This window comes from Bradyrhizobium sp. CSS354 (assembly GCF_029051725.1).
Lineage (GTDB): Bacteria > Pseudomonadota > Alphaproteobacteria > Rhizobiales > Xanthobacteraceae > Bradyrhizobium.
The window spans coordinates 1-14,347 of record NZ_JAACFU010000047.1; the positions used below are offsets into that span (position 1 = coordinate 1).

Consider the following 14,347-nt stretch of genomic DNA (forward strand, 5'->3'; position numbering starts at 1 on the left):
GATCTTGAATATCGCAGCGGAACATCGGCACCGAGAAACTCTCATACCGGTTAACCAACCCGATCGAGCGCCTCAACGGCGAGATCAAGCGGCGGACCGAAGTGGTCGGCATCTTCCCCAATGAAGATGCGATCGTCCGCCTCATCGGAGCCATCCTGCTCGAACAAAACGATGAGTGGGCGGTCCAGCGCGCCCGTTACATGACACTGGAAACCATCGCGCCGTTGAGCGATGATCCGAGCGTCAGCCTCACGGCGATCGCCAGCTGACCAGCCCGGCTCTCGCCGGCGAACGTGGTGACCCGCCGCCCCAGCTACACCACGCCAGGGGACACGATCCTGCACAGAGTCGCACTAGAATGCTCTTCGGGTCGCAGGTAACCTGGAGCTCAAAAAGCTACTCGGATGACAGGCTGCGCGTTCCGAGTTCAGTGAGGTGGCGCGAATGCCTTTTAGAAAAAGAGCACCTCGGTTCAAATAAGCGACATTCTCGAGCCGGCTTGCCGCATTGTTTTCGCGTCATTGGCGTATTTGAGCGAGCGACGACCGCCAGTGAGTCAGTTGCGTCGCGGCTGATTAAGATTTCGGCTGTCAAACCGAATTCGCGCCCTTCGGCTGTCGCTCAGAGGTGACACGGCAATATGCGCTCATCCTATACTCTCTCGCGCTCCGGCCTACTCTATTTGGTAGCTGCAAAGCAGGATGGCAATCTTTTACGTTTGTTTCAATGCACAAAAGAGTTGCTTCGGCGCGCGATGATCGCGACGGTGCCGAATTAGCCAAAAGCTTGCGCAATGGAGGTATCACGATGTCAGAGTACGGCTTGTGCGCGATTGTGACGGGTTCGGCATCAGGGCTTGGCGCCGCAACTGCGCTTCTACTTGCCAAAGACGGCGCCCGCCTCGTGATCAACTATTCCAGCAGCCGAACAGATGCGGAAACGATCGCCGAGGCGTGCCGCAATGCTGGCGCTGCTGAAGTGTTGGTGGTGCAGGGCGACGTTTCCAGTGACGAGGATTGCAAGAGGATAGTTGCCGCTGCCGGTAGCTGGGGAAAGCTCGATGTGCTCATCAATAACGCCGGGATCACCAAACACGTGCCGCATCATACGCTGGACGGATTGTCGGCTGATGACTTTCAGCAGATATATGCGGTAAACACGATCGGGCCGTATCAAATGATCCGTGCGGCGCAATCGTTGTTAGAAGCCAACGTGCAAGTGTGCGGCGTTACGGCAGCAGTGGTCAACATTTCCTCAGTCGCAGGAATAAACGGCGACGGCTCGTCGTTAGCATATGTGGCGAGCAAGGGCGCGCTGAACGTCATGACTTTGTCGCTGGCCAAAGCTCTCGCGCCGGCTATCCGCGTCAACACAGTTTGCCCGGGCTATGTCGACACGTTGTGGTACGCCAAGAGATGTGGCGAAGCGCGGGCCAAGGAAGTCCGCGATTTGATGGCCGAGAAGGCAGCGCTGAAGATTGTCTCTAGCGCCATGGACATCGCGCACCTTGTCCATTTTTTAGCGAGCTCCGCATCGAGCCATATGACTGGTGAGTGTGTACGCATGGACGCCGGCTTGCACTTGATTCGATAGATGCTCGGGTTTTCTGGTGGCTTGATTCACGCCCGTTCCGACACTCTTAATAGGGTGCTGACTGGGGCGCCGCCTCACAAAGACTGCAAAACGAGCTTTGGGATGGCCCAGCGCGATCTGAGCGGGGCGGAGTGGCGGCTGATCGAGCCGCCGCTGCCGAACAAGCCGCGAGGCATGGCCGGCGTACCGACGGGTGATCAACGGCATCTTCTACGTGCTGAGGATGGGTTCGCCCTGGCGTGATCTGCCGGAGCTTTGGCCGTACACGACCGTCTACAATCGCTACAACAGGTGGGCCGAGGCTAGGATCTGGCTGGGAATCTTCGGGAGGTTGGCGACGAAGTCGCAGCAGTCGATGCAGTCGATGGACAGCTCCATATGCGGGCTCACAGCATGCTGAGATTGGAGAACGGGGCCGCAGCATGCGCAGCAGTGTACACCGGTAGCGCTTCCTTCCAATGCTGCGATAGGGATGCGCCCTGTGTGGGACTAAAACACCTAGTCTTTCAGCCCGCTAGGTCAAATGTTTGCACCGGTGCTCCACAGGGAGGGCCGTCGGTTGCAAGCAGGACGAGCCGCTTTAGGTCCATAACAACAGCAACGATGGTGCTACTTTGCGCTCCTGGGGTATCCTTGTCCGGATGAAGGCAAATCGATGCTGGATAAGAAAAATGATCTTTAAGGCCTGCCAAAACGTGATCCACATCGATGCTCCCCAGTTTGGAACGGAGGTGTCGACCTAGTCGGTGGGACCGATACACACTGCTAGGTACAAAACGATCAAACTCTGAAACAATATTTCCCCCAGGCTCGAAGTGATTTGCGTGGGTAACTACTCCGTTGTCTGGGAATAGATATCGTGTGGAGTTGGGAGAGGTTTCGATGCTGACTATTTCCCCATCCGAATGACCGACTAGATAGTTCATAGAGCTGTTGCGATCCCTCCTGACTATGGCCTGTATGACTCTGTCGAATCTTCGACTTTCAAGGATGGCACGGGTTCGCACTTTGAAGGGCGGGAACATCGGTCCCCTTCCATCAATGGCTGTAAGAAGACTGTTGCAGACCAGCCCAATGCCCGCTTCGTTCAACCCTGCCGTAGGCCCCACGCAACCAGCCTCAAAGACTCCCAGCCATGAATTGTTGGTTTCAGATATTCGCCCCACGAACATGGTGCCACAAACAGGCATTGGCCCATCGATTGTTTGCGCCAGCATTGCCGTGCCTTGGCTTGTCGTTTCGGGCATCAATCCAGCAGAAGTGCAACCATCAACTATGTTCGACAGATCAATTGCTGTGCGAGCCATCAGGGGGAACCCAATTTCGTGCCGAACGTTTAGCATAGTGACTGTGTCGGTCGACAAGTTGGCTGCTTCCGAGATTCCGCGCACTTCTTCGACGTAGTTCTCGGATGTCTGCTCAAGGAAAGAAAGCCACCGCTTTGCTTCAGCTTGAATTGCTACTTGATCGATGCCGAAGTCACAAAATCTAGCCAAGTAGACGTCCGCATTCGCCGCGATTTCCGACCGCATAATCTCACCATGCTGTCTCCCGCGCTCGCGCGGAGTACGTTCAAACCGGATAAATTTCAAGCTCATGTCAGATCTCAAAGGCTAAGTTTTGCTAACCCAATCTAGCACCGCGTCGATTAGGTTGCCTCACGAGCATCGACTGCAATGGTATTGCAACCGAAAGGATCTCGCGGCGACCGGCATCTCAACATAATTCGCATCAGAATCAATCGTGGATGTTGGTAGTTGACATTGGACGGTTGCTTCATTTCAGCTTCACGTTGGCATCAGACACTGAAATGGACCGGCGGAGCGGGACTGTTTGAGCGGTTGGTTAGTTGGAATCCGAGCGGGATTTTTGGGCAAAGAGGTCCGGAGATGAGCGTTTCGGAAGGGCGCGGAATTCTCGGGTCGCGCCGACGAGGGGCTGTCGATCTGCCGCCAATGCGAACTGCTCGGCGTGGTGCGTTCTGGCGTCTATTGTCTGCAAAAGCCGTCAACTACAACGGTTCCGGCGTGTGATCCGATGGATCGATGAATCGTTTACCGCTGGCTGCTGGCCGATCACGGCGATGCTGAAGCCCGAGGACGAGACCATCAACCGCAAACGCGTATTGCCGTTGATGCGCCAGACGGCATCGCGGCCCTGATCCGAAGCCGAAGGCCGGTCTCATCGTGATCATCGACTGAGCGAGCCGCGCCGTGCTGGCGTGGCGTCTGTCCAATAAGATTGGACACCTCGTTCTCCCTGGCGCGCTCGACGGCCTTGGCGCGGTCCGGCCGACCGGAGAGTTTCAACACTGATCAAGGCTCGCAATTCCCCATGGTAGTAACCGTCCGGTGAGGCTCCACCGGAGGCTTACCATGGTATGACGTCCTCAACGCCAGGACTGTTTGGGAATTTCGGCCAACGGGGCTGCCAAAGCGGGAATCTACGGCTTGATAAGAGTTCTCTCCATCGAGGGCCGCAAGTAGGGCATTCGCGTCATGGGCGTGGCACCAAACGCGATTACGCGGATGTGGGCAGACATGCCGGGTCTCCGGGAATGCCACCCCGATCCCATCCTTAATCCCGAGACCGTTGCTCCAGGCGTGCGCTTTATGGCCTCGGGCGGCGGACTATTCCGGCAAGGTTCTCGCTGTGTCGCGGGAAGAGATCGCAGAAGTTAAGATGCTGACGACTGAGGGATTTCATCCCAAAGAGCACTACACAAGACGTGGCCGCACACGCGTCCTCGGTGTTCTTCCCGGCGGACTTGAAGCGGCTGCCGGCGAAGCCTTGAGGAGGCGCTGCCTAGTTTCCCCGAAAGACTTCATTTCTTGTGGCACGTCCAACCTGCGGCGCTGAAGTCATCTTCAGGGCATCAACGCTTGAATTGGCGCGAGATAACCAAATATATATAGCGCCCAACGCCTGAGGATCTTCATGCCGATTTATTATCCTGACATACTGACGCAGAAACACCAGCCACGCACCTTTACTTATGGCCACAAGGATATGGTGTTGTACGCGCTGGGAATCGGCATGGCGCGTGATCCAATGGATGGGCGCGAGCTGCCGTTCGTCTATGGGAAGGATATCAAGGTCTTGCCGACCGCTGTCGCAGTGTTGGCGTCGGCCAAGGGAGGGAGTCCCGAGCCGGCACCGAACCAGAAGCCAGGCCTGCGGATCAGCCACTTGAATTGGCTGATGCTGGTGCATGGAGAGCAGAAGGTCGAGCTGCATAAGCCGCTGCCATCCTTCGGCACGTTCACGGCCACCAGCCGCACGATCGGTGCCTACGACAAGGGCAAGGATAAGGGCGCAGTGGTCGTCGACGAGACGGTGTGGATCGACGAAGCGGGCGAGAAGATCGCCACGCTCACCGGCTCAAACTTCGCGCGCGCGGATGGCGGCTTCGATGGGCCGTCGGAGGGCGCGCCCAAACCGCACCTTGTTCCAACCCGCAAACCAGACCTGGTGATCCCATTGGATACCCGGCCGGACCAAGCGCTGCTCTATCGCTTAAACGGTGACCTTAATCCTCTGCACTCCGATCCCGGAGTTGCCAAGCGGGCCGGCTTTCCACGCCCGATCCTGCACGGCCAGTGCACATTTGGCATCACTTGCTGGGCTGTGCTGCAGGCATTCTGCAATTACGATCCCACGAAGATCCTGAGCCACCAGGCTCGCTTTTCGGCGCCGGTGTTCCCGGGGGACACCATCACCGTCGACCTCTGGCAGGACCGAAATGTGATCTCGTTCGAGGCTCGTGTGGTTGAGCGCGGCGCGACCGTCATCAAAAATGGCAAGACAGTGCTGCGCGCTTAGGAGCGCCGCGGGCTCGGCGGACCGTCAGTGCCAAGCGATGTCTTTGGCGGGAACGCGGGGTGACCACTGGTGTATGCTCCCGATTGAACGAGCGCAGCTCAACTGTACCCTCCCCATGTACCTCTTCTACGGCGCACGCTGCCGTATTTTTGGATGTTCTTCCCAGCACCACCTATTTGTTGGCACAAAGCCCCGTCACTACCGTTCCGCTCGTACCATCGTTCTGCTCAAGTTCCACACCAAGGGTAAGTAGCTTCAGCTGGGTTCATCCGACGAGATCATGCCTGTGGCGACGACACCGTTTCGGGTCAACCGCGGCGAAGCTCCATACGAGCACTGAGGTTCTGGTCGAAAACACTGTATCGCAGAGACTTGTTTGTGAACTCCTCCAAGCTTGCCCATCCCCATTTGTCGCCCGGTGACCTGTCGTTTCGTCGGCGCCATAATAGGCGGCACGGTTATCATGCGCCGCGATCGACGCCCGCACATTGACGCAGACTGCGCGCCCTTACGTTAGTGATTGGGATGCGGCGCAGCTCGTCGGACCGACTGTCGCAAGTCGCCCGCCGGCCACGCGACGGTTTCAGGAAAAGCTTTGCGCCCTCTTACTCCTGACGTCCAACCACCACTTCCTCCGTAGAGTCCTATATTCCTTACCAGAGTAGGCAGGTTTCCGTTACTACTGAATTGTGCGATTAGTGAGTAGCTCGCCATGCTGGCTAGGGGGGCCTCGTCACGATAGTGCCAAGGATGGCATGGCCAAGCGCGGCTAATTCCCTGCATGTTAGAGGATACGTCATGAGATTCATCGAAGGCACGCGCGCCGTTACCGAGGGGGAGCTGCAGGTCAACAACATCACCCCTCATCGAGTTACAACATTCTATCGCAAACAAATTAGCAAAACTGACTACTACGAGCAGCTTAGACGGATTGTGGAGCCCTCAATCGAGGAGTTCGAGAGTCCCGGCAGCTTAGATACGAGCGGCGAGCACGCCAACACGGTCCTGCCCGGTCTCCAGCACAAGTATGCTCAGACCGGGTTGCTGTTGGTAACGGATCGTTGCGCTTCTTACTGCCGCTACTGCTTTCGTAAGCGCATGGTTGGCAAGAGCTCTAATGAAATTGCGCCTGATTTCGCTCAAGTTGCGCGGTATATCAGCCAGCATCCTGAGATGACAAACGTGCTGCTATCAGGAGGAGACCCGTTCGTGCTCAGCACCGCCAAGCTCGACGAGATTCTTGATCATCTGCTGCCGATTCCACATTTGGATTCCATTCGGTTCGGAACAAAAATGGTCGCCTATGAGCCCAAGCGATTCGAGGATTTGGCTCTAACGTCTTTGTTTCAGAGAATCCATCAAGCAGGCAAGACAGCAATGGTCGTCACGCATTTCGATCACATCGGTGAGATATCGGTCGACGCGGAGCGCAGAATTCGTTCGTTGCACGCGCAGGGCGTGCAATTCCTCAACCAGTCTGTGCTCCTAGCGAAAGTAAACGATGATCCCGCGATATTGGCGGCGACCTTCACCAAATGTCACCAAATCGGCGTGCGCCCTTATTATCTTTTTCAGGCCAGGCCAGTGAAGGGCGCATCGCACTTTCAGGTTGCATTGCGCCGCGGATTAGAGATTACACGCGGCATAAACCAACGTCTCAGCGGCATCCACAAAACATTCAGATACATTATGTCGCATTACACAGGAAAGATTGAGATCCTCGACTTGGGAGATGATGGCCGCGTGTATATGCGATATCACCAAAACAAAGCGCCCGAAAAGATCGGAAAGATCTTTTCCCGGCCACATGTCGAGACTGCCTGCTGGTTGGAAGATTTGCCCGAAGGATGAAGAGGCCCCTGGAGCACAACGTCTTGAGGGGCGGCGGCTATGGTGATTAAGACACTTTAGATGCGCGAGTCCAGTGCATCGACGCCGGCGCAAATCGTGCTCTCGTAACTTCGCAACCGGCCGCAGTCCAACCATATCGGTTGGACTGTAACTCCGTTTACGAGGAGGCTTGGGCGTTTGGGTCGGCTGGTTCTGAACGATGTACAATGGGGTCGCTTATCTGGCTTGATCTTCGCTCGGCCGGACCAGCGCAGTTCGACGGGCCGCCTTCGTCGGAGGCGCTTGTGGATCGTTCGGACGGTTGGCCGCGAGGTAGCCGAGGCGTTTCGAATGGAGCTCCGTCTTCGGCGCTTCAAGCGCTGGAGGCCAAGGGGGCTGGCTGGGTGTATAGGAAGGCTAGCGGACGATCGGACTTGAATACCTGAATCGAGTCCGCTATCGCCGGCGCCCACCACTACGCCAGCGGCGCAAAGCGGGCTCAAAATCAGGCTATCAGGCGTTCGCATGGTGGTCTAGCGACCGAGATTGCCGCGCGGCTTGAGCCGTCCGATCCGCCTCTTACTCGCGGGTAGGCAGCTGGTGAGGGACCGCAAGCCCCGACCGCTCGTCGAGCGGCATGGCCGCCGACGTCGTCATCATCGAGATGGCCTACAACGGCGACGCGTTTCACACCGCAATCGCTTAAAAAGACGCTCTCGCCGTCATTCCAAAACGGTTTTCCGCGACAATCTGTGCCTTCAAATCATCGTTGGCCGCAACTCTATTGAGGCTGTCTTGACGTTTTGCGGAATCGCCACGGCATGGTGTCTTCGATGCTGCTATGGGGATGGCCGTGGATGATCGTCTCGAGTGTTTCGGCGATGTAGGCGGCCGGGTTGATGTCGTTGAGCTTGCAGGTGGCGACGATCGACGCGAGCAGTGCCCAGTTTTCCGCGCCGGCTTCACGGCCGGCGAAGAGTGCAATTTTTCTGGTCAGGCAGACTGGCCGGATGGCGTTCTCGACCAGGTTCGTGTCAAGCTCGAGGCGCCTGTCTTCGAGGAAGCGGGTCATCCCTTGCCAGCGATTGAGCGCGTTGCGGATGTCCTCGGCGAGGTTCGAACCGCTGGAGATCATCGACAGCTGCTTCTCGAACCAAGGCTTCAACGCGGCGACCATGGGCAGCGAGTGCTCCCTGCGCGCGGCCAGCCGGATGTCCGGCGACGAGCCGCGTACCATGACTTCGATGGTGTAAAGCTGTGCGATGTGCCGAGCCGCGGCCCCGGCGGTCGGCGATTTGCTGTTGCGGGCCAATTTGACGAAGCGCCGGCGCAAAATGGCTCCAGCAATGCACAAGCGACCACGGCCCTGCGGTCGAGCGACTTCGGTCAGCCGGTCATAACCGTCCTAGGCATCGCATTGCAGGAAGTGTCCGCTAAAGCCATGCAGGAACTGCTCCGCGAAGGCGCCGCTGCGACCGGGGCATATCGGAACAGTACGATCGGAGGACTTGGGCCGCCGTCGTCGGGGACGATCGCCCAGAAGTAGCCTTTCTTCGTTTGGCCACGCCCGGGATCGAGTACCGGTGCCGTGGTTTCGTCCATGAACAGACGATCTGCCCTCCAGATGGCGACGCATGTGGTCCGCTACGGGTTCGAGATGGAAGCAGGCGCGGCCGGACCAGTTGCCCAGTGTCGCCCGGTCAAGCCGGATTCCCTGCCGAGCATAGATCTCGGCCTTACGGTAAAACGGCGCGTGGTCGCCGAACTTGGAGACGATCACGTGCGCAATCGCCGCTTCGGTCGGCAGCTCACCAGGCACGACCTGCTCCGGCGCCTGGACCTGCACGACAGGCCCGAGCAACGGCGACAGATGTATTTCGGGCGGCGCGTAACCAGCACGCGCCATTGCGCCGGGGTCACGTCGAGGTGCTTGCTGACGTCCTTGTCATGGCGCCGCAACCGCACGGACAGAGCGTGCTCGCAGGCTCGATGATCCGTTCCACACGAGGCAAATGGGCAGGCAAGCAGCCGCGATTGCGATGAGAACCTTGCTCCGGCGCGCTCCGCGATCGGCCCTGGATCACAGTCTCGGCTCTCTCCTGAGCCGTGTCCAGGATGCCTTGCGCGATCTCCACGTCTTCCAGCGGCAAGTGATACTGATCTGGCCGCAGCTTCTCGGACTTCGCGCCGAACTTCTGCAATTCGCCGAGAATGACCTCCAGCCGACGTCGAGCTTCCTCCGATGCCGCCAGTGCCCCCTGATGCTCGCTCAAGGCTGCCTGCGCTTGCGCCAAAAGCGCCTTCAGGCGCTCGTTTTCGTTGCCTGCCTGCGGACGCCGCGCTTCTTCCGGGCGGACTAACCTCCAATCCAGCCCTTCGAACAGGGCTGCGAACATCGCTGGCAAATGCGCATCACGCCGTCTGCGATCGTTGGCTAAACGAACTTGCAGCCTTCGAGGCGCTTGTGAACTAACACCCCGTTCGATCCCAGACCAAACTCTTGATCTGGTCCGCTCGTTTCGCTCGGAACACGAATGCTGCGCCGCCGAACAGGTCAAGACGACGCATCTCCTGCACCTTCGCCGCAAGTCCATCGTGGCCACAGCGGAAGTCGATCAGTCGATCGGCCGCGTCGCGATGTAAACCTTCAGATCGGCACGGGCCGCGATCATCGTGACGCTCGCACTGCGCGGATCACCCAGGATAGCTGCTCGCCATCTATGGCTGGGTCCGTCCGTAGCACGACATCGCCGATCGCGATCTTAAGCTCGGTCGGCGGAACGTGCCCCTCCTCCAACGCGTTTTCCACGACCAGCGGCGCGAATGTCGAACCGCGACGCCTCGCACGGCGCCAACATGCCTCGCTGTCGAAAGCGTCGTCGCCAATCGTAAATCTGCCAGCGCGTCGCTCTGTGTGCGCGCCACCTCGGATACCTGGGCACGGGGTAGCAGACTCACGGCGAGGATCCGAGCTCTCTCAGCCTCCGATCGCACGCGGCATTCAGACAGTCCTTCAAGGACCTCCAGCCGGCTCACCGGCCCTACCGATGAGCCATCCAAATGGAGACGTCCTGTTTGGTGTCCAATCCCATCCCAAGCCTCCGTCCAAGCCAGAGGTCGCTTCCCACGTTCATTCGCTTCTAAAGCAAGGTATCGGCTTCGCGCTTACAAATCATCCGGTCAATGCTTTCGACCTACGCCAGCATACACTTCGATACCCGGCAACAACGGTCGTCATATATCGTCCGAATGGTCGTCCATTGTGAGCACTCTCACCGAAAATGACTCTTCTAGCGGTGCACCCAAGACTGCGCACAAACAATCTGAAGGGCCGGGGCGCCACGCTTGCTTCCAAACAACCCGTCGCGAGGGACCAAACACCCTCGCGACACTGCGCATCACGGCAGCCCCATCTGATCGAGGTGTTATTTCAGCACCCCTCAAAGGTTCCGCCGTGTCGCTGCGTCGTACGAGAAAACCGCCGCTTCCCACTCCTTACCGTCCCCGCAACGATCTTACAGCTGGGTAACCGTCCAAGACCTGCTGGTAATAATTCCGAGCAACTAATGTTGGTGTGTACGATCAGTTCGCGTCCCGGCGCGAGCGTTGGAGCATTGAGCTGTTCGGAAGAATCGATTTGACGCGCAGGCACTTGCGAGCTTGAATCTCAACTGCGCGCGGTCGCAGATGCTCGGCGCGAAGCGTTTCTCAGCCGGTCCTGCCCAGGCACGAACGATTTCCTGTTCGTGATGGGGCTGATCCTCCATGGCCCGTTTTGCGAACATCGGGCAGATCTGGAGTGCCTCGCTGCGGATCTTTGGCGCCGTCCACTCGCCATAAGGCTGATCGGTGGAAGGTATGTGGCACTGATCGTCGCGTGCCCGCCACTGATGCTGCCGCGCATTTGAGCGGCGATACGCTCGCCCGTACAAAGTAAACGTCCGCGCGTAGATCGGTGATTGGACCTCCCGCCGGGGACCGAGTAGTTGTATCGTTCAATCTTGACGGTTGTGCGGCCGCAAGAGCAGCAGCCCTCGCCCGAGGATGCCGAGGAATCACCGATCGCCGCGTTGCGACAAATAGCTGTACCGTAATGCTGCGGCCATATCGCTATAGCTGCGGATGCTTCTCCAGCGCTGCCTCGTATTCTCGGGCGATCTCCTTGACAAGCGCGGCGGCAGCCATGACCGAGCGCACACCTGCCACAGAATGACCAGCACACCAGATACCGTCCCAGCGCGGCGGGGGTTCGCTAGGCCCGATACTGCCAGTTCTCAGCTTCGCGCGCGCTTGGGACACCGACTCGTCAAGCTTTGAGATATCGAGACCGGCCGCGAGGATTGAGCTCCGCAGCACATTCGCATTGAGTCCCCAAAAAGCGTTAGTCAAGATGATGTCATCAATTGTGCTCTCGATCAACATTTGCCGATAGGCGTCGCTTGCCATGCTTTCCCAGGTAGCTATGAAGCGAGTACCCATGCAAGCGAGATCGCACCCAAGCATCCGCGCTGCCGCTAGTGAAATGCCGTCTGTGATACCGCCCGCAAGTACAATTGGACCATCGAATATGGCTCGGACCGAGCGAACAAAAGCAAACGGATTGGCCCACCCGGTGTGGCCTCCCGCGCCGGCGGCGAGCAAAATCAAGCCGTCCGCACCGGCTTCGATGGCTTTTTCCGCATGGTGCAGCGAGGCGATGTCGGCGAACACGAGACAGCCGATCTCATGCAAGGCATCGGCTGCAGCAGCCGGCGATCCCACGCTGGTGATGACAATCTCTACCTTGTGACGTACTAGACAGGCAAGATCATCCTTGAACCGTCGGTGACGGATCATGAGCGTTGGGCAGGGCGGCGCGACTGGCTGATCCAGATTTGCGAGATCATGTTCAATCCGGACCATCCAATGATCGAGCTCCTCAGCCGATCGGGCATTGGTGGTGGGAAACGCGCCGATTGCTCCCGACCGGCAGACGGTAGTCACAAGATCCACCCCGGAGACATCGGCCATCGGCGCGATGATCAGGGGTACAGTCAGCCGGGAAGAAAGAGCATCGGGCAACCTGTCACTCTCGTAAACTGCAGTCACGTGTGTCGTCCCTTGAGCTGGATCGCGATTCGGAGGAAATGTCCTCCGGCCTTCCTGCCGCTCTTCTGGGGCAAGAGTCCATTGAGAGTTTGCATTTGATGCTGCGGTGAGGCATCCGTTGCACCAGCTAATACTGATCGGTTGGGAAATTGAGGAGGCCGACGCACAACGCGTTGATGCCCATCGTTGGGTAAGCCAAGTCGAAAAGCCAAAGCGTTGTCCAAGACCGATGATGACGACAACTTCTCTATTTGCATCGCGAACTCCTCGAACGGGTTCATATCAACCTAGCGCCTGCTAGCCTATTGTTCGCATGCTCATGCAAGCCATTCAATTACTAATCCTGAGGGTTGACTTGAGCGGAGATAGTGGGTCAGTCCCTTCTTCCAGGTGCAGGAGCATGGGGCTGACCCATTCTCTGGATCTGCTCGATTTCTTCCCGACGCAGCCGGCGAATGGAATAAGCTGGTGGGCTCGAGCTTCAGATGCGTCGCCATATGGCGCCGAATATGCTCTGCGGTTGACCTGCCACTGAGTTTTCACCCAGCAGCAATTAGAGTCGCAGAGTTTTGTACGCCAAGTCGGGCCGCTGGAGTAACGGACGATCGGCGAAGCGGGTCTTGATCGTTCGTTACGGTGAGGTGGGCGGCATAGACCGCCGGGCTTAGGTATTTCGACGACGAGTGAGGCCGCTGAAGTACAGCGTGACAATCTGAATGGGAAGCAGTTCCATCCTGCTTGCCGCGCCGCACTGCAGATTGTAATCGGCTCTGCGCGGGCGTCGGGACCGAAGAACAGGGTCTCATTGAGCAGTTCGTCGCACATTCGGTCGTTGATGGGGAAGACGGCCCCGCGCCCTCGGCGCCGGCGCTATGCTGGCGATGTCTGTACCTAACAGGAGCAATCATCATGGAAGCCGTGACAATTGGCTTGGATATCGCGAAGCACGTATTTCACGTTCATGCGGTTGACGCTCAAGGTCAAGTGATCAGCCGCCAACGCCTCCGGCGCGGTGAGATCGTTTCCTTCTTCTCCTCGCTGTCACCCTGCCTGGTTGGGATAGAGGCTTGCGCCAGTGCCCATTACTGGGCGCGCGAGATTCAGCGGTTTGGACATGATGTGAGATTAATACCGCCAGCATATGTGAAGCCCTATGTGCGGCGGGGAGCAAAGAACGATGCCGCTGATGCGGCCGCAATCTGTGAAGCAGTTAGCCGCCCCAATATGAGGTTTGTTCCCATCACAGATCCAGAGAGTAAATCCGATGGCGAGGTTGCTCTCCTCGATTCCCGGCGTTGGTCCCATAAACGGCCACGGCCCTCGCCGCGACGGTGCCGGACCCGACCATGTTCCGCTGCGGGCGAGAATTCGCGGCTTGGCTGGGCCTGACGCCTAAGCAGAATTCCACCGGCGGGAAGGACCGGCTCGGCCGCATAACGAAGCAGGGCGATTCCTATCTCCGGCACTTGCTTGTCATCGGGGCGCGCGAAGACGGCCGAGCAATTGGTCGCGGAGGAGCCGCTTACGGAGGCCACGACTGCTGCCCATTGCCCGGGGTTGTGGACGGCTCGGGCTATGTAGGGCCCGACCCGCCCACAGCCCCTCTCGTCGAGCAAGCCGGGAAAGCCACCTGGCGCGGCCGATCAGTCGAGGTCGCATCGACCTGTGCAATGGCGCCATCAGGGTAACATTCGCTCATGCGGCAATACGGGGGTCAAATTTGAACACGATGACGTAATTGCGGTCGGCGCTCGTGGCAGACAACCTCCGTTATTGTTGAGCCCTCGCAATCAAATGATTCGAAGGAGCTCCCATGAAGCAGTACGTCGGGCTGGACGTCTCACAGAGAGAAACCGCTGTGTGCGTTGTCAACGAGACTGGTCAAGTAGTCGTCCGTGAACAAGGCTCTAAGCGATTGAGCAGGAGTCAGTTTTCCGGTTGGGGGGGCATTTGAGATTGCAGGGATTGGGGGCTTGAGGCCCCCAAACCTTGCAATTTTCGTTTGTGGATTCCC

Annotated in this window: 6 protein-coding genes and 5 pseudogenes; 7 read left to right on the forward strand and 4 right to left on the reverse strand. The window is 58.2% G+C overall.

Annotated elements, in window-relative coordinates:
• Positions 1 to 53 precede the first annotated feature (53 nt).
• From GWG67_RS38130 to GWG67_RS38140, 3 genes and pseudogenes are all read left to right on the forward strand, one after another.
• Positions 54 to 269: pseudogene (locus tag GWG67_RS38130) on the forward strand (transposase); the annotation flags it as partial.
• A gap of 538 nt (positions 270 to 807) precedes the next feature.
• Entirely contained in the window at positions 808 to 1,593 is a 786-nt protein-coding gene (locus tag GWG67_RS38135) for an SDR family NAD(P)-dependent oxidoreductase (protein WP_275174794.1), read from the forward strand.
• 102 nt (positions 1,594 to 1,695) lie between these two features.
• A pseudogene (locus GWG67_RS38140) lies at positions 1,696 to 1,906 on the forward strand (transposase); the annotation flags it as partial.
• A 193-nt stretch (positions 1,907 to 2,099) separates the two neighbouring features.
• Here GWG67_RS38140 and GWG67_RS38145 read toward each other — a convergent pair.
• Entirely contained in the window at positions 2,100 to 3,191 is a 1,092-nt protein-coding gene (locus GWG67_RS38145) for a C45 family peptidase (RefSeq protein ID WP_275174796.1), read from the reverse strand.
• Between the two features lie 582 nt (positions 3,192 to 3,773).
• Between GWG67_RS38145 and GWG67_RS38150 the strand changes: the two are divergent.
• The 3 genes and pseudogenes from GWG67_RS38150 to GWG67_RS38160 all read left to right on the forward strand — a co-directional run.
• Positions 3,774 to 3,924, forward strand: a pseudogene (locus tag GWG67_RS38150) (transposase family protein); the annotation flags it as partial.
• A 606-nt stretch (positions 3,925 to 4,530) separates the two neighbouring features.
• Complete coding sequence (locus tag GWG67_RS38155; protein ID WP_275174797.1) at positions 4,531 to 5,415, forward strand: MaoC/PaaZ C-terminal domain-containing protein; 885 nt, start codon at positions 4,531 to 4,533, stop codon at positions 5,413 to 5,415.
• 798 nt (positions 5,416 to 6,213) lie between these two features.
• On the forward strand, positions 6,214 to 7,266 hold the full coding sequence (locus GWG67_RS38160; protein WP_275174798.1) for a KamA family radical SAM protein: 1,053 nt from the start codon (positions 6,214 to 6,216) through the stop codon (positions 7,264 to 7,266).
• Positions 7,267 to 8,026: 760 nt separating this feature from the next.
• Here the strand turns inward: GWG67_RS38160 and GWG67_RS39180 are convergent.
• From GWG67_RS39180 to GWG67_RS38170, 3 genes and pseudogenes are all read right to left on the reverse strand, one after another.
• A pseudogene (locus GWG67_RS39180) lies at positions 8,027 to 9,617 on the reverse strand (IS66 family transposase).
• 97 nt (positions 9,618 to 9,714) lie between these two features.
• Positions 9,715 to 9,864, reverse strand: coding sequence for an IS66 family insertion sequence element accessory protein TnpB (gene tnpB / locus GWG67_RS39185; protein ID WP_369335513.1), 150 nt, complete (start codon positions 9,862 to 9,864; stop codon positions 9,715 to 9,717).
• Between the two features lie 1,491 nt (positions 9,865 to 11,355).
• Complete coding sequence (locus GWG67_RS38170; protein ID WP_275174799.1) at positions 11,356 to 12,333, reverse strand: nitronate monooxygenase family protein; 978 nt, start codon at positions 12,331 to 12,333, stop codon at positions 11,356 to 11,358.
• A 909-nt stretch (positions 12,334 to 13,242) separates the two neighbouring features.
• Here GWG67_RS38170 and GWG67_RS38175 point away from each other — a divergent pair.
• Positions 13,243 to 13,814 (forward strand): annotated as a pseudogene (locus tag GWG67_RS38175) (IS110 family transposase); the annotation flags it as partial.
• Positions 13,815 to 14,347 lie beyond the last annotated feature (533 nt).

Bases quoted from the DNA above. Each gene is read 5' to 3' on its own strand.
- GWG67_RS38135 (WP_275174794.1), top strand. From the start codon at position 808: ATGTCAGAGTACGGCTTGTGCGCGATTGTGACGGGTTCGGCATCAGGG.
- GWG67_RS38145 (WP_275174796.1), bottom strand. From the start codon at position 3,191: ATGAGCTTGAAATTTATCCGGTTTGAACGTACTCCGCGCGAGCGCGGG.
- GWG67_RS38155 (WP_275174797.1), top strand. From the start codon at position 4,531: ATGCCGATTTATTATCCTGACATACTGACGCAGAAACACCAGCCACGC.
- GWG67_RS38160 (WP_275174798.1), top strand. From the start codon at position 6,214: ATGAGATTCATCGAAGGCACGCGCGCCGTTACCGAGGGGGAGCTGCAG.